General features: G+C 70.0%; 17 protein-coding genes. 8 read left to right on the top strand and 9 right to left on the bottom strand.

Annotation, left to right across the window (positions count from 1 at the left end):
• Window positions 1–53 precede the first annotated feature (53 nt).
• Window positions 54–1,577, bottom strand: a complete 1,524-nt coding sequence (locus tag ACZ466_RS42100) for a long-chain-fatty-acid--CoA ligase (protein WP_464041895.1) — start codon at window positions 1,575–1,577, stop codon at window positions 54–56.
• 246 nt (window positions 1,578–1,823) lie between these two features.
• On the opposite strand from ACZ466_RS42100, the gene ACZ466_RS42095 reads away from it, so the two are divergent.
• Both ACZ466_RS42095 and ACZ466_RS42090 read left to right on the top strand, forming a co-directional pair.
• The gene (locus ACZ466_RS42095; RefSeq protein WP_378291170.1) at window positions 1,824–2,096 is read left to right on the top strand and encodes a hypothetical protein; all 273 of its coding nucleotides are present in this window, start codon (window positions 1,824–1,826) and stop codon (window positions 2,094–2,096) included.
• A 259-nt stretch (window positions 2,097–2,355) separates the two neighbouring features.
• A complete protein-coding gene (locus ACZ466_RS42090) occupies window positions 2,356–3,606 on the top strand; it encodes a DUF2786 domain-containing protein (RefSeq protein WP_378291173.1) in 1,251 nt (416 codons plus the stop codon).
• A gap of 197 nt (window positions 3,607–3,803) precedes the next feature.
• On the opposite strand, the gene ACZ466_RS42085 is transcribed toward ACZ466_RS42090, so the two are convergent.
• The 3 genes from ACZ466_RS42085 to ACZ466_RS42075 form a co-directional block, all read right to left on the bottom strand.
• Entirely contained in the window at window positions 3,804–4,016 is a 213-nt protein-coding gene (locus ACZ466_RS42085; RefSeq protein ID WP_344588752.1) for a helix-turn-helix domain-containing protein, read from the bottom strand.
• Between the two features lie 856 nt (window positions 4,017–4,872).
• Window positions 4,873–5,856 carry a class II glutamine amidotransferase gene (locus ACZ466_RS42080; protein ID WP_464041894.1) on the bottom strand — a complete coding sequence of 328 codons (984 nt, stop codon included), beginning with the start codon at window positions 5,854–5,856 and terminating at the stop codon, window positions 4,873–4,875.
• A gap of 577 nt (window positions 5,857–6,433) precedes the next feature.
• On the bottom strand, window positions 6,434–7,321 hold the full coding sequence (locus ACZ466_RS42075) for a DUF4184 family protein (protein ID WP_378291178.1): 888 nt from the start codon (window positions 7,319–7,321) through the stop codon (window positions 6,434–6,436).
• Window positions 7,322–8,474: 1,153 nt separating this feature from the next.
• Here ACZ466_RS42075 and ACZ466_RS42070 point away from each other — a divergent pair.
• Window positions 8,475–9,170 (top strand): hypothetical protein, encoded by a 696-nt coding sequence (locus tag ACZ466_RS42070; RefSeq protein ID WP_464041893.1) that lies wholly within the window; start codon window positions 8,475–8,477, stop codon window positions 9,168–9,170.
• 1,845 nt (window positions 9,171–11,015) lie between these two features.
• Here ACZ466_RS42070 and ACZ466_RS42065 read toward each other — a convergent pair.
• Window positions 11,016–12,308, bottom strand: a complete 1,293-nt coding sequence (locus tag ACZ466_RS42065) for an IS256 family transposase (protein ID WP_378293588.1) — start codon at window positions 12,306–12,308, stop codon at window positions 11,016–11,018.
• Window positions 12,309–13,065: 757 nt separating this feature from the next.
• Entirely contained in the window at window positions 13,066–13,845 is a 780-nt protein-coding gene (locus tag ACZ466_RS42060; RefSeq protein ID WP_378291821.1) for a hypothetical protein, read from the bottom strand.
• Window positions 13,846–13,948: 103 nt separating this feature from the next.
• Here ACZ466_RS42060 and ACZ466_RS42055 point away from each other — a divergent pair, with 103 nt between their 5' ends.
• Both ACZ466_RS42055 and ACZ466_RS42050 read left to right on the top strand, forming a co-directional pair.
• Complete coding sequence (locus tag ACZ466_RS42055; RefSeq protein ID WP_464041892.1) at window positions 13,949–14,887, top strand: aldo/keto reductase; 939 nt, start codon at window positions 13,949–13,951, stop codon at window positions 14,885–14,887.
• A 116-nt stretch (window positions 14,888–15,003) separates the two neighbouring features.
• Complete coding sequence (locus ACZ466_RS42050; RefSeq protein WP_378291816.1) at window positions 15,004–15,873, top strand: serine/threonine-protein kinase; 870 nt, start codon at window positions 15,004–15,006, stop codon at window positions 15,871–15,873.
• A 54-nt stretch (window positions 15,874–15,927) separates the two neighbouring features.
• Here ACZ466_RS42050 and ACZ466_RS42045 read toward each other — a convergent pair whose 3' ends face one another.
• Window positions 15,928–16,590 (bottom strand): thiaminase II/PqqC family protein, encoded by a 663-nt coding sequence (locus tag ACZ466_RS42045; RefSeq protein ID WP_378291814.1) that lies wholly within the window; start codon window positions 16,588–16,590, stop codon window positions 15,928–15,930.
• 147 nt (window positions 16,591–16,737) lie between these two features.
• On the opposite strand from ACZ466_RS42045, the gene ACZ466_RS42040 reads away from it, so the two are divergent.
• Both ACZ466_RS42040 and ACZ466_RS42035 read left to right on the top strand, forming a co-directional pair.
• Window positions 16,738–18,021 (top strand): citrate synthase, encoded by a 1,284-nt coding sequence (locus ACZ466_RS42040; protein WP_378291812.1) that lies wholly within the window; start codon window positions 16,738–16,740, stop codon window positions 18,019–18,021.
• Window positions 18,022–18,342: 321 nt separating this feature from the next.
• Entirely contained in the window at window positions 18,343–19,266 is a 924-nt protein-coding gene (locus ACZ466_RS42035; RefSeq protein ID WP_378291809.1) for a hypothetical protein, read from the top strand.
• Window positions 19,267–19,284: 18 nt separating this feature from the next.
• Here ACZ466_RS42035 and ACZ466_RS42030 read toward each other — a convergent pair whose 3' ends face one another.
• Window positions 19,285–20,655, bottom strand: a complete 1,371-nt coding sequence (locus tag ACZ466_RS42030; RefSeq protein WP_378291807.1) for an MFS transporter — start codon at window positions 20,653–20,655, stop codon at window positions 19,285–19,287.
• Between the two features lie 61 nt (window positions 20,656–20,716).
• Between ACZ466_RS42030 and ACZ466_RS42025 the strand changes: the two genes are divergently transcribed.
• Entirely contained in the window at window positions 20,717–21,385 is a 669-nt protein-coding gene (locus tag ACZ466_RS42025; RefSeq protein WP_378291805.1) for a hypothetical protein, read from the top strand.
• A gap of 180 nt (window positions 21,386–21,565) precedes the next feature.
• Here ACZ466_RS42025 and ACZ466_RS42020 read toward each other — a convergent pair whose 3' ends face one another.
• Window positions 21,566–22,192, bottom strand: a complete 627-nt coding sequence (locus tag ACZ466_RS42020; RefSeq protein ID WP_378291803.1) for a DUF4291 domain-containing protein — start codon at window positions 22,190–22,192, stop codon at window positions 21,566–21,568.
• Between the last annotated feature and the right edge of the window lie 96 nt (window positions 22,193–22,288).

The following is a 22,288-nucleotide window of genomic DNA, read 5'->3' as shown; positions in this document are numbered from 1 at the left end:
CCCTCACACCCCTCACTCAGTCGTCCTGCCCCTGGGCCGCGGCAAGGAACGTGTCAGGCGATCGTGCGCCCCATGCCCTCCCAGTAGGGCGCGCGCAGTTCCCGCTTGAGGATCTTCCCGCTGGGGTTGCGCGGCAGGGCCTCGACGAAGTCCACCGAGCGGGGCCGTTTGAAGCCGGCGAGGCGTTCCCTGGCGTAGCGCAGGATCTCCTCCTCCGCCGGCGAGGCGCCCGGCCTCGGCACGACCACCGCCTTCACCGTCTCGCCCCAGCGTTCGTCCGGCACGCCGATGACCGCGACGTCCACGATGTCCGGGTGGGACGCCAGGACCTCCTCCACCTCGATCGGGTACACGTTCTCCGCCCCGGTGACGATCATGTCCTTGATCCGGTCGGTGAGGAAGAGGTAGCCCTCGGCGTCGAGGTGGCCGGCGTCGCCGGTGCGCAGCCAGCCGTCCCCGGCGAGCAGCGCGGCGGTCTCCGCGGGCCGGTTCCAGTAGCCGGGGGTGTTCTGGGACGAGCGGACCAGCAGCTCCCCCGGTTCCCCGGGCGCCCGCTCGGCGCCGGTCGCCGGGTCGACGATCTTCAGCTCCACCCAGTCGTACGGGCGGCCCGCCGACCGCATCAGGTGCCGCCGCGGCCCGTCCGGATCGTGGTCCTCCGGCTCGAGCTGCACGATCGCGCCGGTGGTCTCGGTCATCCCGTACAGCTGGAACAGCGGGGCCCGGAAGGTCTCCAGCGCGCGCCGCAGCACCTCCGAGGTGATCGGCGACGCGCCGTAGGTGATGGCCCGCAGCGCCGAGTAGTCGCGGCCGCCGGCGTCCGGGACCTGGCACATGAACTGCAGCACGGCCGGCACGATGAAGGCGTTGGTGACGCGCTCCCGTTCGACGGTGTCCACCAGCGCGGCCGGGTCGAGGTCGCGCACCAGCACCTGGCGGCAGCCCGCGTACAGCCCGGCCAGCGCCCACCCGGTCCCGCCGATGTGGAACAGCGGCATCGGGACCAGGCTCACCGAGGAGCCGTCCAGCCGCCAGCGCCGCGCCATCCGCTCGCCGATCGCGAAGTTGGCGTTGGTGAGCTGCACGCCCTTGGGAACGCCGGTCGTCCCGGAGGTGTAGAGCTGCACGACGACGTCGTCCGGCGTGCCGGTGTGGCCGGGATCCGAGGCGGGGCGGGCGGCCAGCCACTCCTCGTACGCCTCGCCGGTGACGACGGCCCGGCCGGGGAGCCGGGACGCCAGGGCGGCGAACTCGGCGTCCACCACGGTCACCGCCGCCCCGCTGTCGGCGATGATCGCGGCGATCTCCTCGGCGGTGAGGCGCCAGTTCACCGGGGCCAGGACCGCCCCGAGCTTGGCGGCGCCGAAGAGGAGGTCGAAGAACTCGGGCGCGTTCTTGCCCACGTACCCGACCCGCGAGCCCGCGCCGAGCCCGGCGGCGCGCAGCCCCTGGGCGGCCCTGCTGGACCGCGCGTCGAGTTCGGCGTACGTTACCGTCCGGCCGTCCCCGGTCACGGCGGGAGCTCCGCCTCGCTCCCTGGCGTGATCGCGGACGATCGAGACGACGCGATACTCCACCACCGGCCCCTTTCCGAACGACATTCGGTTACCGCACGTGACCCTATCCGCCGCCGACCGCCCCCGGAAGGGCCAGCCCACAAGGCATAACGCTACGAGCGTGGCCGACTCCGAATAGTGATCAATCCGATATCTGCGCTGATTGAAAGATCCATCAAACCGGCGCAAGCTATCCCTCACACCCGGAAAGCCCCGCGAATCCCTTATCCGGCCCGAACCCATCCCTATCGCCGACAGGACGCGACCATGTTCGAGATCTGGGAGACGGGCGATCCCGCCCGGCTCATCAGCGATGCCGGAAGCCTCAAGGTCGCGCTCGAGAAGGTCGACACGATGTGCCGCCTCCGCCACGACCAGGCCGTCGCGCACATCGGGGAGGCCGCCGCCGAAGAGGGCTACCACTTCGAGATCCGGGACCAGGACGGCCGGGCGCTGGCCCGGCTCACCTACGTTCCCGACACCACCCGGGCCTACCAGAGCGTGGTCGTCGAGGAACTCCACGGCGGAGACCCGAGCTGAGGCCATCCTCCGTTCCCTTCAGGGCAGGGCTCGTCCAACCCGGGACACTTCCCGGCCCATGACGGCACTGCCCTGCTGGCGCGATCTGAGCCGCTCGCAGGCAACCGGGCCCGTGCCGCCGCACGAGGCCCGCTGACCTCGTACCATTTCTCAGGCTTCGGGCTCTGCGTCCAGAAACTCCCGATCTGGAGGAGGTCTCGGCCACCGGCCGGGGCCGGGCGTGGCAGGATGCCGGGAGGCTTCGCGAAGGGAGGGACCTGTGGGGGCGTCCCGATGGTGGAACGGCTTCGGCAAGAAGTCGGCCTACCCTCCCCCTCCGTCCTCTCCTGCCCCAGAAGAACTCATAGCGGAGGCCCTGCGCCTGCGTTCACAGGGGGCGGGGCCCTCCGAGGAGCACCTCGCCGCGCTGGCGGCCGACCCCCGTACGACCAGGGCGCTCATGAAACGGCTCCAGCGAGGCGTCACCACCGCGTGGGAGCGCGGCTGGCAGCCCGCCGACCTCTCCCGGTACATCGCGCGCGGGGTCGGCGACCTGCACCAGAGCCTCGCGCTGGACGTCATCGCCGCCGAGATGCGCGGCTACGCCGCCACGACCGTCGACGACCGCTGGCGCGACCAGCTCGCCGAGATCGACGCCCGGATCTGGTGGGACGGCGACCACGCCGCGGCCTGGTGCGAGGCCGAGAACGCCGATCCGGAGACCCTCGTCGAGTGCGCCTTCGAACTCCTCGAACTCCTCCTGGCGCTGCCCCGGCTGGCGACGATCGGACCCCGTCCCGGAACGGCGGGCGCCCAAGCCTCGCGCCCCCGTACCGTCGAGGTGAACAAGCGCATGCTCGGCAAGGTGCGGGCACTGCTGGCCAAGGCCGAGTCGACCGAGTTCCCCGAAGAAGCCGAGGCGCTCAGCGCGCGGGCACAGGAGCTCATGGCCCGGCACAGCATCGATCAGGCGCTGCTGGACGCCGAAGCCGGCGGCCCCGCCGAACCCGCCGGGCGCCGCGTCCCCGTCGACACGCCGTACGACGGTCCCAAGGCGGCGCTGCTCACCGTGGTCGCCGACGCGAACCGCTGCCGGGCGGTCTGGCATCGCGAACTGGGCTTCTCCACGGTCCTGGGCTTTCCCGCCGATCTCACGGCGGTCGAGATGCTCTTCACGTCGCTGCTCGTACAGGCGACGACCGCGATGGTCCACGCCGGGCCGCGACGCGACGCGGCGGGCAGGTCCCGGACGCGCTCGTTCCGGCACGCCTTCCTCAACGCCTACGCCTCCCGCATCGGGGAACGGCTCCGCGAGGCCGCCGGCCGGGCCGCCGCCGACACCGGAGGCGACGATCTCCTCCCGGTCCTGGCCGCGCGCGACCGGGCCGTCGACGATGTCGTCGCGACCTTGTTCCCCAATCTCACCAAGGGGCGCGCCCGCTCGGTCTCCAACCATGAGGGCTGGGCCGCGGGCCGCGCGGCGGCCGATCTGGCCACGCTCAGCGCCCGCTCCGAGGTATCGGCCCCCTGAGCCGGGCCTGGAGGCGCGTCTCTTCCTGCGGCCTCAGGCCGCACGAACCCCCACCGGCGCCATGGCCGCCTCGTTCCAGGTGCCCGCCGTCCGGGCACCGCCCCCTGCGAGAGGTCCGGCACCGGCACCTCTTCCAAGCGTGTCCGCCGCCTTCCGCGACGGCCGCGTCCCCCCTGGGAGCCTGGGGGGACGCTACGTCAGGCCTTCCTGCGCCGGGTGTTGCCACCACGGCCGCGCAGCGGAACGCCGGCTTCCTTGAGCACGTTGTAGATGAATCCGTAGGACCGGCCGGTTTCCGCGGCCAGGTCACGAATGCTTTCTCCTGCCGCGTACCGGGGGGCGAGCTCCGCCGCCAGCCGGGTGCGCTCGGCACCCGTCACACGGGTGCCCCTCGCCAGAGTGCGGGCCACGAGTACCTCCTGACTCGACGCGTGAGCTGAGGCGCTGGGATCACGGGACCGGGATCGCCGAGATCATTTCCGCAGCTCACAGCACTGTTGATCTACCCAACGTACACAATCCCCGAAAATCTGCCCGCAATGCCGCGCGAAACGACACAAGACCGGCCACTGGTGGACTTTTCCATGGCGAACGGCGTGTCGTTACCAGGCCCAACACGCACTCCACACCCACGAACCCCAGGCCACGGCCCGCCCCCGGGCCCTTCGAGGCCCGCGTTCGGGGCGTCCGCGGGCCCCAGGAGCCTCAGAAGCCCCAAACGGTCATCATCGTCTAAATCCACAGCAAATTCTCAGCTATCCAGCCCGCACGGAACCTCGTCCCGCGGCCGGAACAGGCCTGCCCGGCACCGTCCACCACCCACCGTCCAGAAGCGGCCATACCCACGGCGGCCGAGCCGCGCCCGAACGCGCGAAGACGGCCCAGGTACAAGCCCCAGCACAGGCCGGACGGTGCAGCCTCAGAGGGCCGATACCTCGGAGCAGGCGCTGAGAGTGGCCAGATCGGCTTACGCGCGACCCGCGACCCAGCCCTCATGGTGAGATTCCGGCGCGAACAGGGCCGCACTCCACCCTGCCCCTGACAGACGGCGCCACCCCCTCGATGACGAGCAACGCACCCATCCAGAGCAGCGCCCTTCAGGGCCGGTCGACGCCACCCCGCCCGTGATCGGAAACGCCCCCTCCACAGCCGGTCACGTCACCCGTCCGAGACAGACGGCCCACTACGCCCATAACGACCGGCGCCACCTGCCCACCACAAACAGCTCCGCTCCGTCCATGACGGGCGGCGGCATCCCGTCGCTCCTCAGGCCTGCAGATCCGCCGGAACCTCCTCCACGGCGCCCGCGAACTCCTCTCCGATTTCGGTGGGCGCCTCCGGCCCGCACGACGCCGCCACCAGCTCCGTCACCTGCCGTCCTGTCGCGTCCTCCGCACCGGACAGCGGCGCGACCCCCTGCGAGGCGGCCTCGCGCAGCGACAGGTCCGCGCGTGTCAGCGGACGGCGCAGTGGCGGGAACGGGAACAGCGAGGTCTCCTCCAGGCCGTCGACGACCAGCAACTCGCCCGGCGCCAGAGGCCGCCACCCGGCGTGGTCGTCCATCGGCTCGCTGGCGATCACAACGGCCGGCACAGGCCTGTCCGCGGCGACCCCGCCGCTCCCGGCCTGCCCCGGCTCGACGCCGCTGAGACCGCCATCGCGGGGCGAAAGCACCCACAACTCGTTCGACTCCGGATACCGGGCCGCCCACATGCGCCCGGCCTCCGCCATGAGGAAGTTGAGCGAGAACACCGGCAGCTCGGCGCCGATCCGGCCCAGCGCCTCGACGATCCCCCGCGTGGTGTCGCCCTGGCGGCGGATCTCGGCGGTCAGGTAGGCGAACATCAACTCCGAGTCGGTCTCCCCCGCCACAAGGGCGCGGTCGATCTCCGTCAGCCACGACCGGAGCGTGGACCACTCCTGGATCACCCCGTTGTGGGCGAAGAGCCGGTCGTTCATCACGAACGGATGGCAGTTGTGCACGGTGAGGCCGCCGACCGAGGCGTCGCGCACGTGCGAGACGAAGGTCTGCGAGACGACATTGCGGGCGTGCAGGGCGAAATCCGGATTCTCGAACGCGGCGAGCGGGGCACGGTCACGCACCGGTTCATGCCCGAGCGAGAACCAGCCGAGGCCCGCGCCGTGCGGCATCCGATGACTTTGCGCGCGCAGGCTGCGCGGCGCGTCCATCAGCCAATGGGCGGCCCTGGCCCTGGTGCCTCCAGTGCTCATGCCGAAGAGTCGGCACATGCCGATCACCTTTCTCATCGGTCAGCACGTGTCGTCCCCGGCTCGGAGCCTCGACCGTACGGCGACCGCGCCTTCCCGGAAGCCCCGCCGCCGGTACGGACCATCCGGCCGAACGCCGTCATGCACGACCATTCGGTTGAGAACCCTGCGGACCCGGATCCGGCTCGCCCCTGCGGCAGTGATCGCTCCCAAGGCATGCCAGGGCATGACACTGCAGGGGATTAACTGCGGGTGGCGGTGACCTTACCCAGTGCGTTCACCTCCTGTCCGGCACTTCCCCACAACCAGCCCTCCGATCCCGCACCCCTTACCCCGCCCTCAGAGCCCACACTTCACATCGAGCGCCCGGACGCACCGAAAGCCACGGCACCAGGACCGAAGCCGCAAAATTCGTCACCGGTCCGGCCTGTAAGTCCGGACTCGAAGTGTCCTCACCAACGCGCGGGCGCGTTACCTGGCCGGTGATCCGACACGGGAGGCAAGCGTCACCGGCCAGCCCGCGAAGCGATGCCGCGCCCACAGGCCCGGTCAGTAAGCCGACAGGCGAGCGCTGCAGGCCAGGACTTTGCGACGCAGCCTAGGAATGCTCCGCGGGGACATCCCGCCGGGAAGCACTGTGACCGGCCTCAGGCAGCGAGCGTCCCGAGGAGCCCCCGCGGTGGCCGCGCCGTCGCGCGAGTGTGAAGGCCAGGCCGTAGACGGTCAGCGCGAGGGTGCCGCCGCAGATCGTCCCGATGACTCCGCTCGCAAGGGTCATGTGGATGGTCCGAGGGAGGTCCGGCTGGTTGATCAGGGTGATGGAGCCCAGCGTCCCGCCCGCGATCGCGCAGATGAGGATGCCTCCGCATATGGCCGCCGCCGTCCTGGCCGACACGCCGGGCGCGGCCTCGCGCGTGCCGGGCGCCCTGCGCAGCCACCGGTACAACCATGCCGCGATGATCATGACGCCGAGCAGGCCGCTGCCGTACTGCAGCCAGCGGTAGAGCTCGAGACCCGCCACCGACGTCGTCACCAGCCACGGCATGGCGTCGGCGAAGCTGTGACGGCGATGGGTGAACGCGTCCCAGAGAACATGGGTGACCGTCCCCACCAGGAGGGACGGCGGCACCCAGAGGATCATGGACCGCCGGAAGCCGTTCGCCGGCCCGGTCAGCTTCCGGCGCGCCCAGGCCGGTGCCAGGGCGACGAGCGGGCGCTTCCACATCAGATGGAACGCGGCGAACAGGGCGAGGCCCAGCGCGATATCGATCGTGACGATCCCGAGCGGATCATGAGTGGCGCCCCGCTGCTCGCCCATGGAGAAGAAGTACGGCAGATCGGGCGCCATCGAGCCGACCACCAGCGCCGAGGGGACCATGCGGCCGCGGGCGAGGGGGATCACGGCGGCCGGATGACTGAGGGTGAAGGGCACCGCCCCAGCTAAGCCATCGCCGCTCGCCCGATCAACCCGGTTCCACTCGAACATCGAGAGTTGGAGGATCGAACCTTCACGACGTCCGGCTGGATTGCCGGGGCCCGGGTCGTGCCATTGTGCGCTTGTGCCACGCGTTTCGCACGCCGACGCCATCCTGCCCTCACCACTCCCGAGAGGATGAAGCAGCAGAGGGACCGGGCGAGACGAAGCTCATGACCACGACGTCCCCGGCGCGCTGCGAAGCCGTGCCCCTTCCAGGAGACCGCCTCAGCAACGGATCTCGCTTCCGATCCTCGTTCGCCCGCCCCTCGAATCACCCCGGTGCGAACGCGAACTTCCACCCCTCCCGCCGAACCCGCTCTGTCCCCCCGCCCGCGTCGTCGCGCCCCACATGACGCCTCTGTCGAACGAGTTGCCCGGTCACCCCCCTGACCACCGCTGTCGCCGCACGGCGGCGACACTCGGCCATACCTGCGAGGACGATGGACGGACTAATTGAGATATTCACCAAACGTGATGAGCTGGGACACAATTGCCGGAATTTCCCAAGCAGCCTCACCGGTAGGGCTTTTGCCTTCTCGTGAGAGTCGTATGACCGCCACGAGGTATAGCCGTTCCAACATGAGACGACTGTGACCAAACGTCAACGCTCCGTAGCCAGAGTGGCTATGATCGGGCCATCTGACGCTTACCACCGCGATCCCCCGGGGCGAAGATGAACCGATTGCTGCCAGACGCCAGACACACCGGCTCGATCGGTGGAGTCGTCCGTTGCGCGGGCGGACTGGTGGGGGGCCTGGCCGTGGTCGGCGCCACCTCGCTCAGCACGGCCGCGCCTGCCGAGGCCGCCGACGGGCCGCGACCCCGCAGCTCACTTCCCGTGGAGTGCCGCCTGGCCCTGCGCGGCGGCGATTGGCACACTCTGCGCAAGTGCCGGGAGGCCTGGCAGGCGGTGTACGAGGCCCGGCACCGCGGCAGACTGGAACGGCAGTTCAGGGAACGCTATACCGACCGCCCGAAAAAGCAGCCACAACGCGTACAGGCCTCCCCTCCTCCTAAGACACCGAACAAGCCGTCGTCGCGTCCCGCCACACCACCCCCCGTTCGCACTCCCCCGCCTCCCACTCCCCCGCCCCCCACTCCGCTGCCGTCCACCACCCAAGGGCTGGCACAGGAGGCATCCGAGACGGCGTCCCTCCAGCCTTTGCTGCTGCTCGGGCTGCTGCTGCCGGCCGTAGCCGCGATCGGTTATCCGATGCGGCGCCGCATCTACGCCATGGCCGGCGCCTCCTTCATCTCTCCCCTGCCGCCGCCCGCCGAACGTAAGGCGAGCTTCACCTATCGGCCCGCGATCGACCCCTTCGCGGTGCCACTGCTCGGCCTGAGCGGCGGCGGAGCGTCCGCCACCGCACGCGTGTTCACGCTCATCGCCTTGGAGGAGTTGGGCAACACCGCGTTGGTGGTGATCCCCCGTCCCGATGCCACGGTCCTGTTCGGACTGGCCGAAGACGACCTGCTCGACGAGACCGGCGCCAACCTGTTCATCCCGGGCAACCTCGACGCGGCCCTCGCGTACATGGAGACCGAGCTGGCGATCCGCCGCAACACCGGCACCACCGGAGCGCCTCGCCTGCTGCTGGTCGCCGACGGCGGCACGGAAACCGACCGGATCGAGGAGCTACAGGGCCGGCACCCGGAGGAGTTCGCCGCCGTGCTGCTCGGCGACTGGCCGGGCGAGTCGGCCTCGGTGGACGAGGACGGCCTGGTGCAAGCACCCCCCGCACTGGCGGCCGCCCTGCCTGAACGCCTGCCGGCGATGTCTCGTACCGAGGCCCGCGACCGCCTGAACGCAGCCGCCCAACGCCACCAACCCACCCCCCGCCGCCCCCGCCGCCGCTAACCCCAGCCCCCTTCCCCCCAGAGTCCGATTTTGTCGGCTCAGGCCCCCCACTCACCATGATCTCCGTCGACCCGAGCACCACGCGCATCGCGACGACCACGGCTCCGAGGCCAGGACGGACCAACCCAGCACCAACGGACGGCCCGCAACCGCCGCGACACCCGAGCAAGGACGCCCCACGGCGGGCCGATGACCACCCCGAACACCACGGACATCCCGACCAACACAGCATCGAGAGCAAGGCAGTCCAACCCGGCACCGACAGCCCGGCCGCCGACGCCCGGCCAAGGACAGCCCACGGCGGGTCAATGACCGCCCCCAAATCGCGCATCCCGACGAACACGTCGTCGAGGCCAGGGCGTGCCAACCCGGCACCGACGGACGAACGGCCCGCCGCGACGCCCGGTCAAAAACAGCCCACAGCGCGTCGATGACCGGCCCGAGCACCACGCGCGTCTCGACGAACACGACGTCGAGAGCAGGACAGTCCAACCCGGCGGCGGACGGACCGAGGCGCCACCGAGGACGGCCCGCAGCGGTTCGATGACGTCGGCAAAGGCCCGGGCCCCTGTACCCCAAGCGTCGCCAGACCCGAGCCGGCTCGTCACCTGGCAGGCGGGACGGACCGCGTCGGCGCAGGGCGGCCAGCAGCTTTCGTGCTGGCCTCCCGGTACGGCGCGGCGCCGACCGCACCGAAGCCCCCGACGGGCCGTTCGCGACGGAGGGCCTGCGGAGCCGCCGCCACCCGGCCAAGGACGACCCACGGCGGTCGATGACCAGCCCCAACACCGCGCGCATCCCGACGAACACGACGTCGAGAGCAGGACGGTCCACCCCGGCGGCGGACGGCCCGCGGCGCCACCCGGCCAAAGACGGACTGCAACGGGTCGATGACGTCGGCAAAGGCCAGGGCCTCCCTACCAAGGGCCGACAGGCCCGAACCGGCCGGTCACCTGGCAGCCGGAACGGATTGCGTCGATACAGGGCGTCCAGCAGCATTCGTGCTGGCTTCCCGGTACGGCGCGGCGCCGACCGCACCGAAACCCTCGACACGCCGTTCGCGGCAATCCCACCCGCGACGCGACAGAGCTGGGCGTATCGCCACCACCCCACGGGCCTAACCCGAACCTGCACGAGCCCTCGCACCCACGGATGAGCGAGACGGCCTCCACGAGCGCGGCGCCAACCACGCCGAAGCCCTCGACACGTCGTTCGCGGCACTTCCACCCACGACGTAACAGAGCTGGGCGTACCGCCACCACCCCCACGGGCCTAACCCGAAGCTGCGCGAGCCCTCGCATCCACGGACGAGCGAGACGACCTCCACGAGCGCGGCGCCAACCACGCCGAAGCCCTCGACACGTCGTTCGCGGCACTTCCACCCACGACGTAACAGAGCTGGGCGTACCGCCACCACCCCCACGGGCCTAACCCGAAGCTGCGCGAGCCCTCGCATCCACGGACGAGCGAGACGACCTCCACGAGCGCGGCCCAACCACGCCGAAGCTCCCAAACGCGGCGCTATCACCATCTCAACAACACGACAGAGCCGAACGCATCGCCACCACCCACATGGGCCTCTTCGAAAACAGCACGAGCCCCCGACCCACGGGCGGGCAAGACGGCCTCCAGGAACGCGGCGCCGACCACGCCAAAGCCCCACACGCGGCGTTACCGCCTTCCCACCCGTGACGCAACGGAGCCGAACGTATCGCCACCACTGCCATGGGCCTGACTCGAACGCGAGCCCGCGTACCCGCGGGTGGAGGGAACGGCCTCCGGGAGCGCGGCGGCGGGCGCGGCGGGGGTCTGTCCAGTTAACGGTGTGACTCGATATTGCTGAGGTCAGCTGCCGGCGGTGGTGAGGCGGCCTTCGAAAGCGATGTCGAAGGCGTTGAGGGCGGCCTTCCACCGGGCGATCCAGCGTTTGCGGCCGGTGCCGGTGGGGTCCAGGCTCATCACCGCGAGGTAGACGCACTTGAGGGCGGCCTGCTCGTTGGGGAAGTGCCCGCGGGCCTTGACCGCGCGGCGGATCCGGGCGTTCACCGACTCGATGGCGTTGGTGGAGCACACCACCTTGCGGATCTCGGGGTCGAACTGCAGAAACGGCACGAACTCGGCCCAGGCGTTCTCCCACAACCGCACGATCGCCGGGTACTTGGCGCCCCAGGTCTCGGCGAACTCCAGCCACCGCTCCATCGCCGCCGACTCGGTCGGTGCCGTGTAGACCGGCTTGAGCGCCTTGGCGATCTTGTCCCAGTCCTGCCGGGCGGCATAGCGGAAGGAACCGCGCAGCAGATGCACGATGCACGTCTGGACCAGGGCCTGCGGCCAGACGTGGGCGACGGCGTCGGGCAGCCCGGTCAGCCCGTCGCACACCACCATGCAGGCGTCGTCCACGCCCCGGTTGCGCAGCTCGGTGAGGACCTGCAGCCAGTACTTGGCGCCCTCACCGCCGCCGTCCCCGGCCCACAGCCCCAGGATGTCGCGGGTGCCCTCGGCGGTGACCGCCAGCGCCACATAGATCGGGCGGTTGGCGACCTGCCCGTCGCGGATCTTGACCTGGATCGCGTCCAGGAAGATCACCGGATACACGGGGTCGAGCGGCCGGTTCTGCCACTCGATCATGCCGTCGATGACCTTGTCGGTGATGGTGGAGATCGTCTGCTTGGACACCGAGGCGCCGTAGACCTCGGCCAGGTGCGCCGAGATCTCGCCATGGGTGAGGCCCTTCGCGCTCAGCGACAGCACCATCTCGTCCACCCCGGTCAGCCGCCGCTGCCGCTTGCGGACGATCTTCGGCTCGAACGTGGCGTCCCGGTCCCGCGGCACCTCGATCTCGACCCGGCCGACCTCGGTGGTGACCATCTTGGAACGGTGACCGTTCCGGACGTTCCCGCCACCCTCGCCCGTCCGTTCGTGGCGGTCCCGGCCCAGGTGATCGGTGATCTCGCCCTCGAGCGCCGACTCCAGCACCCGCTTGGTCAACTCGGCCAGCAAGCCCCCCTCACCGGTCAGCTCCAGGCCCTGCTCGCGGGCCTGGGCCACCAGTCGGCCGACCAGCTCCTGCTCGACCGCGGCCGTGGTCGGCTTGTCGGACTCGGCCACCACAGCCTCCGTGCTCGTTCCGGTTGTCATGTGTCACTCCATGATCAGGAGTTACACCGAAAACCGTACAGTCCCCGCGGCGGCGACGATCCGGCGCGCATGAGCGGCGCGGCTTTCGGGTCGGGACACTTGTAACGCCGCGCGGCGTTCTTACCGCTTTGGTCTATCTGGCTCCCACGATCTGTAATTCAACGGTGGCTGACCCAACCCATGTACGGCCCCGCAGCCCGACGCCCCCGGCAACCTCGCCCCCACCGGCGGCGTCCCCCGCCGCATCCCCGGCTCGGACGACAGCGCTGACGGGGTGGCGGTGGTTGCTGCATCGTTTGTGAGGGCATTTTTGGACTTGGTCGCGGGCTGGGGTCGTTGCGGGCGCATGATCGGGTTGGACAGGAGTCGGGGACGGCGGCTGGCCGATGAGCATCGGCGGGCAGCGTTGCGGGCGGTGTTCTGTGCGTTGGTCCGCTCGGCTGCGGGCTGTGGCGCTACTGGTGCTCGGCGTCGGGTTCAGTTATCACCTCCGAGATGGGAGCCCGCTGCGACGAGGGCGTCCGGGAGGCCGTGGCGGGCAGCGACGGGGGCCGTCCCACCGCCTGCTCTCCGGGGTGCTTCCGCAGAAGGTGCCGTCCATGGTCGCCGGCATGCTGGTCCGGCTGGATGCAGCGTCGCCTGCAAGCTCGTTGGCGACACGGGTGTCCGGGCGGCGTGGTTCGTAAGGGTTCCGGGCGGCGCTGGGTGGAATCTGGGTGAAGCGCATTGCGTCCGGAGCGAAGGATGGTGCTGGGGGCTACGCGGCTTGCGCGTTGACTGTGGAGCGGGCGGTTGTGAGGGCGCGTAGTGCGCGGGTGGCGGTTGCGGGGTTGGGCGGCGTCTCGGCGGCCCGGTCGAGGTAGGCGCTGCAGTGCAGCATCCATTTGCGCAGGGTGTCTGCGTAGCGCTGCTCGTTGCGGCGGGCCTGGGCCACCGCCTGGTCGTGCCACTCGGCGTGGACTCGCGCGGTCAGGTCGGTGTCGGCGGCCAGGGCGCGTACATCGGCCAGGGCATAGCGGGAGAGCTGGTCGGTGGGCAGGGCCCGTTCGGCCGCGATGCGGCCGAAGACGCCTTTCGGCCAGCCGAGGACGAGCGCGGCTCCCTTGGCCTCGACGCGGTCGAGCAGTGGGCCCTTGCGTGCGGCGACGACCTCGGCGACCCGGTCGGCGAGCGCCTCCACCTCGTGGACCAGGTAGACGGGATACTGCTGGTAGCGGCCGACCACCCTGAGCTCGCCCCGGGCGACCAGGACCTCGACGTCGGCGCGCTCGACGTCCAGGCGCACCCGCACCGCCAGCAGTTCGGCGGCCTTGCCGGCGCCGATCGGCGGCTGGTCTCCGAAGGCCGCGATGATCCGCGCTTTGTCGCCCTGGCATCGCTCGACCAGCTCTGCCGACCACCGGCCGTTCATGTCGGGCTCGGGGATCAGGCCGTGCCCGCGGGCCAGCCGCAGCTGCCAGTCGGCGAGTCCCAGGCGGGCGGCCAGCTGGCGAACGCCCAGATCGACCCGGAGATTGCTGTCGGTTTCCATGATCATGCCTTTCTGCTCGCGGATACGTACGGCAATATCGTTCTCGACGCAGCGTGACCGCGATAGTAGAACGGGATTCTGTGGAAAACCCGCGTGCGAGAGTGGGGGCATGACTGCTGTTCGACGTCTGGGGCTGGGGCTGGCCGCGTTGGGACGGCCCGCGTACATCAATGTTGGCCGTGCGGAGGACTTGCCGCCGGAGCGCGGGGTGGACGACCTCCGGAAGGCGACCTGGGACGTCCTGGACGCGGCCTACCGGGCCGGAGTCCGCTGGGTGGACGCGGCGCGCTCCTACGGGAAGTCCGAGGAGTTCCTGGGCGGCTGGCTGGCTGAGCGCGGCCACGACGACGTCACCGTGTCCAGCAAGTGGGGTTACGCGTACGTGGGCGGATGGCGGTTGGACGCCGACGTCCACGAGGTCAAGGAGCACAGCCTCAAACGCTTCCGCGAACAGTACGCGGAGACCAGGCGGTTCCTGGGGGACGGCGTGGCCGTCTACCAGGTGCACTCCCTCACGGCTGACAGCCCGTTGTTCGGCGACAAGGCGTTGCAGAACGCGCTCTCGGAGATCGCCGGGGACGGTGTGAGGCTCGGGTTCTCGACGTCTGGGCCGCGCCAGGCCGACGCCGTTCGGCAGGCCCTGGAACTGGAAGTGGACGGGCGGCGCCTGTTCAGCACGGTTCAGTCCACGTGGAACCTACTGGAGCCTTCAGTGGGCGACGCCCTCCGTGAGGCCCACGATGCCGGCGCCCACGTGCTCGTGAAAGAGGCCCTGGCCAATGGCCGTCTTGCCGTTGACCCGGCCGAGCCCGTGCGGCGGGTCGCGAGCAGGTATGGCGCCGGGCCGGATGCCGTCGCTCTGGCGGCGGCACTGAGCCGGCCTTGGGCCGACACCGTTCTGATCGGAGCGGTGAGCACTGCCCAACTGGCCTCCAATCTGGAAGCGCTCGACCTTGCACTGGACGCCTCCGATCAGGAGGCCCTGGCGTCCCTCGTCGTCGCGCCGGAGCGCTACTGGGAGGAACGGGCCGCTCTTCCCTGGACTTGAGGGCTCGGAAAGGGTTCGGAGCGGGTGTGAAGCCTGGTACGTGGCACCATTAGACGGCCTCCCTGTCGCGATCGGAATCGGTGCCCATGCAGCCTCTGCCCCCAGACGCCCCTCAGATGATCGGCCCTTACCGGGTCGCGGCCAAACTGGGCGAGGGCGGTATGGGGCAGGTGTTTCTCGCGAGCTCTCCCAGCCGAAGGCTCGTGGCCGTGAAGGTGATCAGGTCCGAGCTGCTGGACGATCCCCACTGGAGGGAGCGTTTCCGGCGCGAGGTGGTGTCCGCACAGTCGGTCAGCGGCTTCTACACCGCGCCCGTGGTGGATGCCGATCCGGACGCCGATCACCCTTGGCTGGCGACGCAGTACATCAACGGCGTCAGCCTCTCCGCGGCCGTAACGGAAAAGGGGCCGCTTCCAGAGCAGGCGGCGTGCCGTCTTGGGGCCGGCCTGGCGGAAGCGCTCATCGCCATTCACCGGGTCGGGATCGTTCATAGGGACCTGAAACCGTCCAACGTGCTGCTGGCTGCGGACGGTCCTCGCGTCATCGACTTCGGCATCGCCCGTCCCCTCGACGCCGTGCCTCTGTCGCGGTCCCAGATCCTGGGCACGCCCGCGTACATGTCCCCGGAGCAGGCATTGGGCGAAACCGTCACACCCTCAAGCGATGTCTTCTCCCTCGGTGCCACGCTGGTGTACGCGGCGATCGGCAGGGCTCCGTTCGGTTCCGGCCGGAAGGTGCGCGGCCGCATCGTGTACGGGGAGCCCGACCTCACCGACCTGCCCGATCCGATGCGGGGCCTGGTGACCCGGTGCCTTTCCAAGGAGGCCAACGAGCGGCCTTCCCCAGAACAGGTCCTCACGGCCCTGTCGACGTTGCTCGATGCGCATTACGGCGAGGAGTGGCTGCCTGCGGCCGTGGCGACCCTGATCGGGGAACATGAACAGACCGTGACCGAGGCCACAGCCATACTGCCCTCGACGTACTGACCCCTGGAGGGCCGCGGTGCGCGTCCTTCGTGAACCCTGGAACTCGGGCTCCCGTCAGGAAAGCCCCTCCGCGAGGGTGTCCCAGAAGGCCGTCTCGTAAGCGTGGAGGAGCCGCGCGGCTCGCACCATCTCTTCCGGGTCTTCGCCTGAGGTGAGCCCTGCGGCGATGACGGCGACGGCCCGTTCAGGGAAGCCGGGTGGAGATTCGGCGAAGAAGCTGAAGAAGCCCACGGCGGCCTCGTCCAGGCCGTACCGAGCACGCAGCGCCGCGGCGGCCCGGCCGCAGTAAGCGCCCCACTCTTCAAGGTTGGCCAGCATCGCCAGGGCGACCTCGCCCGCGGTGCCGAATGCGGCACGTTGTGCGAGAAAGGCCGGGTAGGCCTGCGCCATGGGGCGGGGCTCGTACGTGTTGAGATCCTTCTCACTCAGCCCCAGCGCGGCCGCGAAGTCCTGGAGGAGGGTGAGCGCCTGCGTCTCGCCCTGAGCCAGCGACAGGAACATCTCGCCGGCGGGGGCTTCCGGGTAGCGGGAGGCGAGCAGCGCGAAACTGCGCCGGTCGCTCCCGACGATGCGGTACTCCTCCCCCGCGAGCCAGGCGAGGCGTTCACGCGGCACGGCACCCGCCTCGAGCAGGTCCAGGAACCGGTTGCCGGTGGCCGCGGCCGAGATCTCCTCACGCGCGCGCGTCGCCAGTTCCCTGGCCGGTCGGTCTCCCATCCACCCACCGCAGCATCTGCCCCGCCCCGCCGTCAAGCACCCCTGTCAACCTCGGGCAACCCCAGGATCAAGCTGCATGATCGCGTGGATACGATGAGGATCGGAACGTCTACGCGGGTGTGGACGGAGTTGGGAGCGAGAGAGAGTATGTCCGATTTCGAGCTCAACCATGCGAGCGGCCGAATGCCCCTCGAGGTGACGCAGGCCACCGAGGGCCCCTCGGGCCTCGGCATTGGCAGCCTGCTCAAGGAGACGGGCCATGTCACCCTGGACACAGGGTTCACCAACACCGCGTCCACCACATCGGAGATCACCTATATCGACGGTGACGCGGGGATCCTGCGCTACCGCGGCTACCCCATCCACGAACTGGCGGAGAAGTCGTCCTTCCTGGAGGTCGCCTACCTCCTGATCTACGGGGAGCTTCCGACCGCCGACGAGCTCTGGTCGTTCAGCGACGCCGTCCGCAACCACACGCTCCTGGACGAGAAGTTCCGGGCCTTCTTCTCCGCCTTCCCCCGTCGTGCCCACCCGATGGCGGTGCTCTCCTCGGCCGTGAGCGCGCTGTCCACCTTCTACCAGGACAGCCTGGACCCCTTCGACGCCGAGCAGGTCGACCGGTCCAGCATCCGGCTCATCGCCAAGCTCCCGACGATCGCCGCCTACGCGTACAAGACCTCCATCGGGCAGCCTCTCCTCTACCCGGACAACTCCCTCGGGTACGTGGAGAACTTCCTCCGGATGACCTTCGGGCTGCCCACCCAGCCGTACGAGGTCGACCCGGAGATCGTGCGGATCCTGGACATGCTGTTCATCCTGCACGCCGACCACGAGCAGAACTGCTCCACGTCCACCGTGCGGCTGGTGGGCTCCAGCCACGCCAACCTGTTCTCGTCCATCTCGGCGGGGGTCGACGCGCTGTTCGGCCCGCTGCACGGAGGCGCCAACCAGGCCGTCCTGGAGATGCTGGAGCGCATCCACGAGAGCGACGACAACGTCGACTCCTTCGTGGAGCGGGTCAAGAAGAAGGAGCCCGGCGTCAAGCTGATGGGCTTCGGCCACCGGGTGTACCGCAACTACGACCCGCGCGCCGCCGTGGTGAAACAGGCCACCCGCCAGGTCCTCGACACGCTCGGGAAGTCCGACCCCCTGCTCGACCTGGCGATGCGCCTGGAGGAGGTCGCGCTCAACGACGACTACTTCATCGAGCGCAAGCTGTACCCGAACGTCGACTTCTACACCGGCGTCATCTACAAGGCGATGGGTTTCCCCACCAACGCCTTCACGGTCCTGTTCGCCCTGGGCCGGCTCCCCGGGTGGATCGCCCAGTGGCGCGAGATGATGAACGACCCCAACACGAAGATCGGCCGCCCGCGTCAGGTGTACGTGGGCCCGAGCGAGCGCCACTACGTGGATCTGGGCTCGCGCTAAGGAACGCGCCCCACGCCCACCGAGCGAACCGCCGCCGAACCGGGCGCGGGGGCGAACGTCACGCCGTCGGGGCCGGATGCAGAGGAACTCCTCCGCATCCGGTCCCGATCGCATTTTCCAGGGCGCCAGACGAACCCCTCAGAGGCAACGGCCCCCAGCACTGGTCTCGCGTACCGCCGGGCGGTCGGCCCTCGCGTGGCCGCCCGCCGCCTTCTGATCATCCGCGCCGGGTTTTCCACAGAATCCGGTTCTACTACTTCTGCCCGCCTCCCCCGGCCAGCCTGGACGAGTCGTCCCGCAACGGCCCGAGGAGACCCTGTCATGTCCGAGTCCATCAGCTTCACCGTGCCCGACCAGACCACCTCGTGCTTCGTCATCGCCGCCGATCAGGCTCCCGGCGAGCTGCCCCTGCCCGCCCTCCGCCGGCTGGCGGCCCCGTTCGCGCTGGAGGCGATCGAGCGGCTCGGCACTCCGCAGCTCGCCATCACCTCCTATCCCGCCGCCCACTCCCCCTGGCGCCTCGACCACGCCCTCGTCGTCGGCGACGAGGACGACCCCGGGCTTGAGGGCCTCGCGCTCGACGCCGCCCACCACATCGGCGTCACCGCGGCTCTACCGTCCACGGACCGGCCGTACGGCATGCGTCTCGCGCGTGCCGTCGCCAGGTGCATCGCCGAATATCTCGCCGGCGTCCCGGTCGACCTCGACACTGGGCAGATCCTGTCCGCGCGTTCCCGCGAACCGTCCTCCTTCCGCCTCGCGGACGACTGGCTGGGGGCCTGGCTCCCGCCGTACCGCGACGACGGCCGCTGCACGACCTCCGATGACGAGGTCGACGGCTGCGCCTGCGTCGGGCTCACCACCCGGGGCCTGACCCGTTTCGGCCTTCCCGAGCTGCAGATGACACAGGTCTCCTGCCCCCACGACCTCGCCGCCCTCAACATCCTGCGGACGACGGCGCAACGGTTACTGCCCATGGCCAACCAGCCGGGCGGTCACACCTTCCCCCGGGTGCTGTCCCTCACCGGGGGCGACTTCGGCGGCTACTGGGGTGTGCGCGACCCCATCTGGGCCGACGAGCCCGTACCCGTCCAGCTCACTCCCAGCGGCCCCTGCCTTCTGGGCGTGGGTCCCCCGGAGGATTTCCCGGGCACCCTGAACGAATGGCTCTGGGACGACCTGCCGCCCGTCCTGTACGACCTGCTCAGTTGCGGCCGGGACGCCGTCCGCTCCGACGCGGGCTGATCGGGGACTCCGATGGGCTCAGGCCGGATCCGCGACGGTGGCGTCGCGCGACTTGCGCAGGGCGTTGAGGCGCTCTGCCGAAAGGTCGTACTGCAACGTGCAGGCGATGGCGATGGACAGCAGCAGCGCCGGGGCGAGGGCACCACCGAAGAGGATGGCGTCGATCGCGCTGTCGGGCTGGGAGACCGGCTCGTCCGGCTGGGAGGAGACGAAGCCGGACGCGGCCAGGATCCAGCCCAGCACCAGCGCGCCGAAGGCCATCATCACGGTCTCGGCGGCCGTCCAGAGCCCGGTGAAGACCCCGGCGCGGCGCTTGCCCGAACGCAGCTCGTCGTAGATGAGGGTGTCGGCCAGCATCGAGAACTGCAGCAACTGCAGACCGGCGTAGCCGATCCCCGTGAGCATGACGCAGCCGTGCGCGTACACCTCCCCGAACGCCGGGGTGGCCGACAGCGACATCCCGCCGATCATGAACAGGAGGCTGGCGGCCAGCATGCCGCCGCGCTTGTCGAACCTGCGGGACACCCGCACCCAGACGGGCATGATCACGATCATCGGGCCGATGAGCGCCAGGAACATCGTGGTGATCGCGCCCGTGTCCTCCAGGATGTAGGACGCGAAGTAGGGGGAGCCGGCGAGCATGATCCCCACGGCCAGCATCTGCGCGCAACTGAGTCCCAGCAGCAGCATGAAGGGGCGGTTGCCGCGCGCCGCGGCCAGTTGGGCGCGCACGGTGACGTGCTCGGTCTCGGCCCGGTCGATGTGGGGTGCCCTGGCGGTCCCGAAGAAGGTGGCCACCATCGCGAGCAGCACCACCGTCCCGATGACCATGGCCATCAACCGGTAGCCGCCGAGCGTCGGCTCCCCGCCGTCGATGTTCACCAGGGCGGGCGCCAGCCCGCCCGCCAGCAGGATCGCCAGTCCCAGGAAGCCCATCCGCCAGGTCAGCAGCGTCGACTGCTCGTGGTAGTCGTCGGTCATCTCCGCCGGCATCGCCTTGTACGGCACCTCGAACAGCGCGTAGGCCGTGGCGGCGAGCAGAAACCATCCGCCCACGTAGAGCGCCGCCGTCGCCCCGGTCACCGGGCTGCCCGCGAAGGTCATGACGAACGTGGGCGGAAGCACCACCGCGCCCGCGAGCAGCCACGGCCTGCGGGCGCCCATACGGGAGACCGTGCGATCCGACCAGCGCCCCACGACCGGGTTGACCACCAGATCCCATGCCTTGGGCAGGAAGACCGCCAGCCCCGCCAGCCCGGCGGGCACGCCGAGGGAGTTGGTCATGTAGTAGAGGAGCAGCAGTCCCGGAACGGTGCTGAACGTTCCGGCGCAGAACGATCCGAGGCCGTAGCCGATGCGCAAGGAGCGGGGAAGGGGGGCGGTGGGCATGCGTTATTAGAACCTGTTTCGGCCCGGTGGCGGAAGATGCGAGGGGCTACCGTCGTGCGCCATGGAGAACGACGAGACAGCCGCTTCGCTGCAGCGTGTGCTGGACGATGTCGCCGCCGAGCGCGCGGCGCAGGATCGGCTCTGGGGCGTGCAGGAGTTCTCCGACGGGACCGGGGCGGCGTATGCACCCAGGGCGCGGGAGGCCAAGGAGGAGTGCGCCGCGGCCGCACAACGCGGCGAGCTGACCTGGCGGCACATCCTGGCCGAGGAGTTCTTCGAGGCCCTGGCCGAATCCGACGCCGTCCACCTGCGCACCGAACTGGTCCAGACGGCCGCCGTGGCGGTGAAGTGGATCCAGTCCCTCGATCGCCGCGCCGGGATGCCTCCCCACCGGACGAAGGAGGCCGGTGGATCCTTCGAGAAACTGGTCCGCGATCGGATCCCCGAGATCATCCAGAAGCACGGCGGAGTCCCGCGGGCCCGCACCGCCCGCGACGGGGAGTACGGCGCCCTGCTCCGCACGAAGCTGTACGAGGAAGTCGGCGAGTACGTGGCGGCCGGGGATCCGTCCGAACTGGCCGACATCCTGGAAGTCGTCCACGCGCTCGCCGCGCTGCACGGCCTCACCCCGGCGGACCTGGAACGCCTCCGTGCGGGCAAGGCGGTCGAACGGGGCGGATTCACCAGGCGCCTGGTCCTCACGCTTGGCGACCCGGCCGAGAGCACGTAAAGGTCCTAGGGCCTGCCTCGAAGTGCCCTCAGGTCCCGCGCGAGCGCGTTACCTGGGCGGTGGCGCGATGCCGGAGGCGAGCGTCACCCGCCAGATCGCGGAGCGATGCCGCGCCCTCACAGGACCGGTTAGGGGTGAGCTGCCAGGCAAGCGCCATGGGCCGGGGCTTTGAACAAAGCCCTAGGCCTTCCGAGGGTCCGCATGGTGGCCGCCTGGTGCGGGAGCATCGGCGGCCACCGTACGGGCCAGATGTAGAGAAAGGGGGTACGGGCGTTCGGGTGGAAGAAGGTGCTTGGCCTTGGCGGTCTGCCCGTCTTGGAGGAGCCGATGGATCCTTCGGACCAGCGGGGTCCGGTCCTCGATGGCGAGGGTCCACTCGTCGACGTAGCGATCGACGATGTGGCGGCTCAACCCGATCTGGATGCTTCTGGCCTCGAGTTTCTGCCCGCGCAGCGTGCGTTCCGGATCCCACTGGACATGGACCAGGGCCTCGGCGAAGCGGGCCCGCCACTCGTCACTGCCCGCGAAGATCTTCCGGTCGGGATCCGTCGGAACGGCCTCGGCCAGGGCCTCCTCCCAGCCCGCACGCGTGATCCGGACCGCCAAGATCATCTCCTGCCCGGGCTTGCGGGCCCAGTTGCTGCGCGCCATCAACCACAGGAAGGAGGGTTTGATCCAGGTCATCCGGCCACGCGAGAACGGGGGCACGAAACGGCCGTGCTCCACAGCGGGCACGCCGATCTGGGGGCTGTACGCCTGGTAGACCGTGATCGAGTCGCGATCGAACTCGGCGCGGATCTGCCTCATCGGGCTCCTCGTCCGGGAAGTGGGCGGTACCCACCGTCGGGCGTCGAGCGGCAGACGATCAAGTGGTTTTCCGGCGGGGATGCGCTTGATCGTCGA

The organism is Actinomadura rugatobispora, from assembly GCF_055379765.1.
Note: the sequence above shows the minus strand (reverse complement) of the source record. Positions and strands in the feature narration are given on the sequence as shown.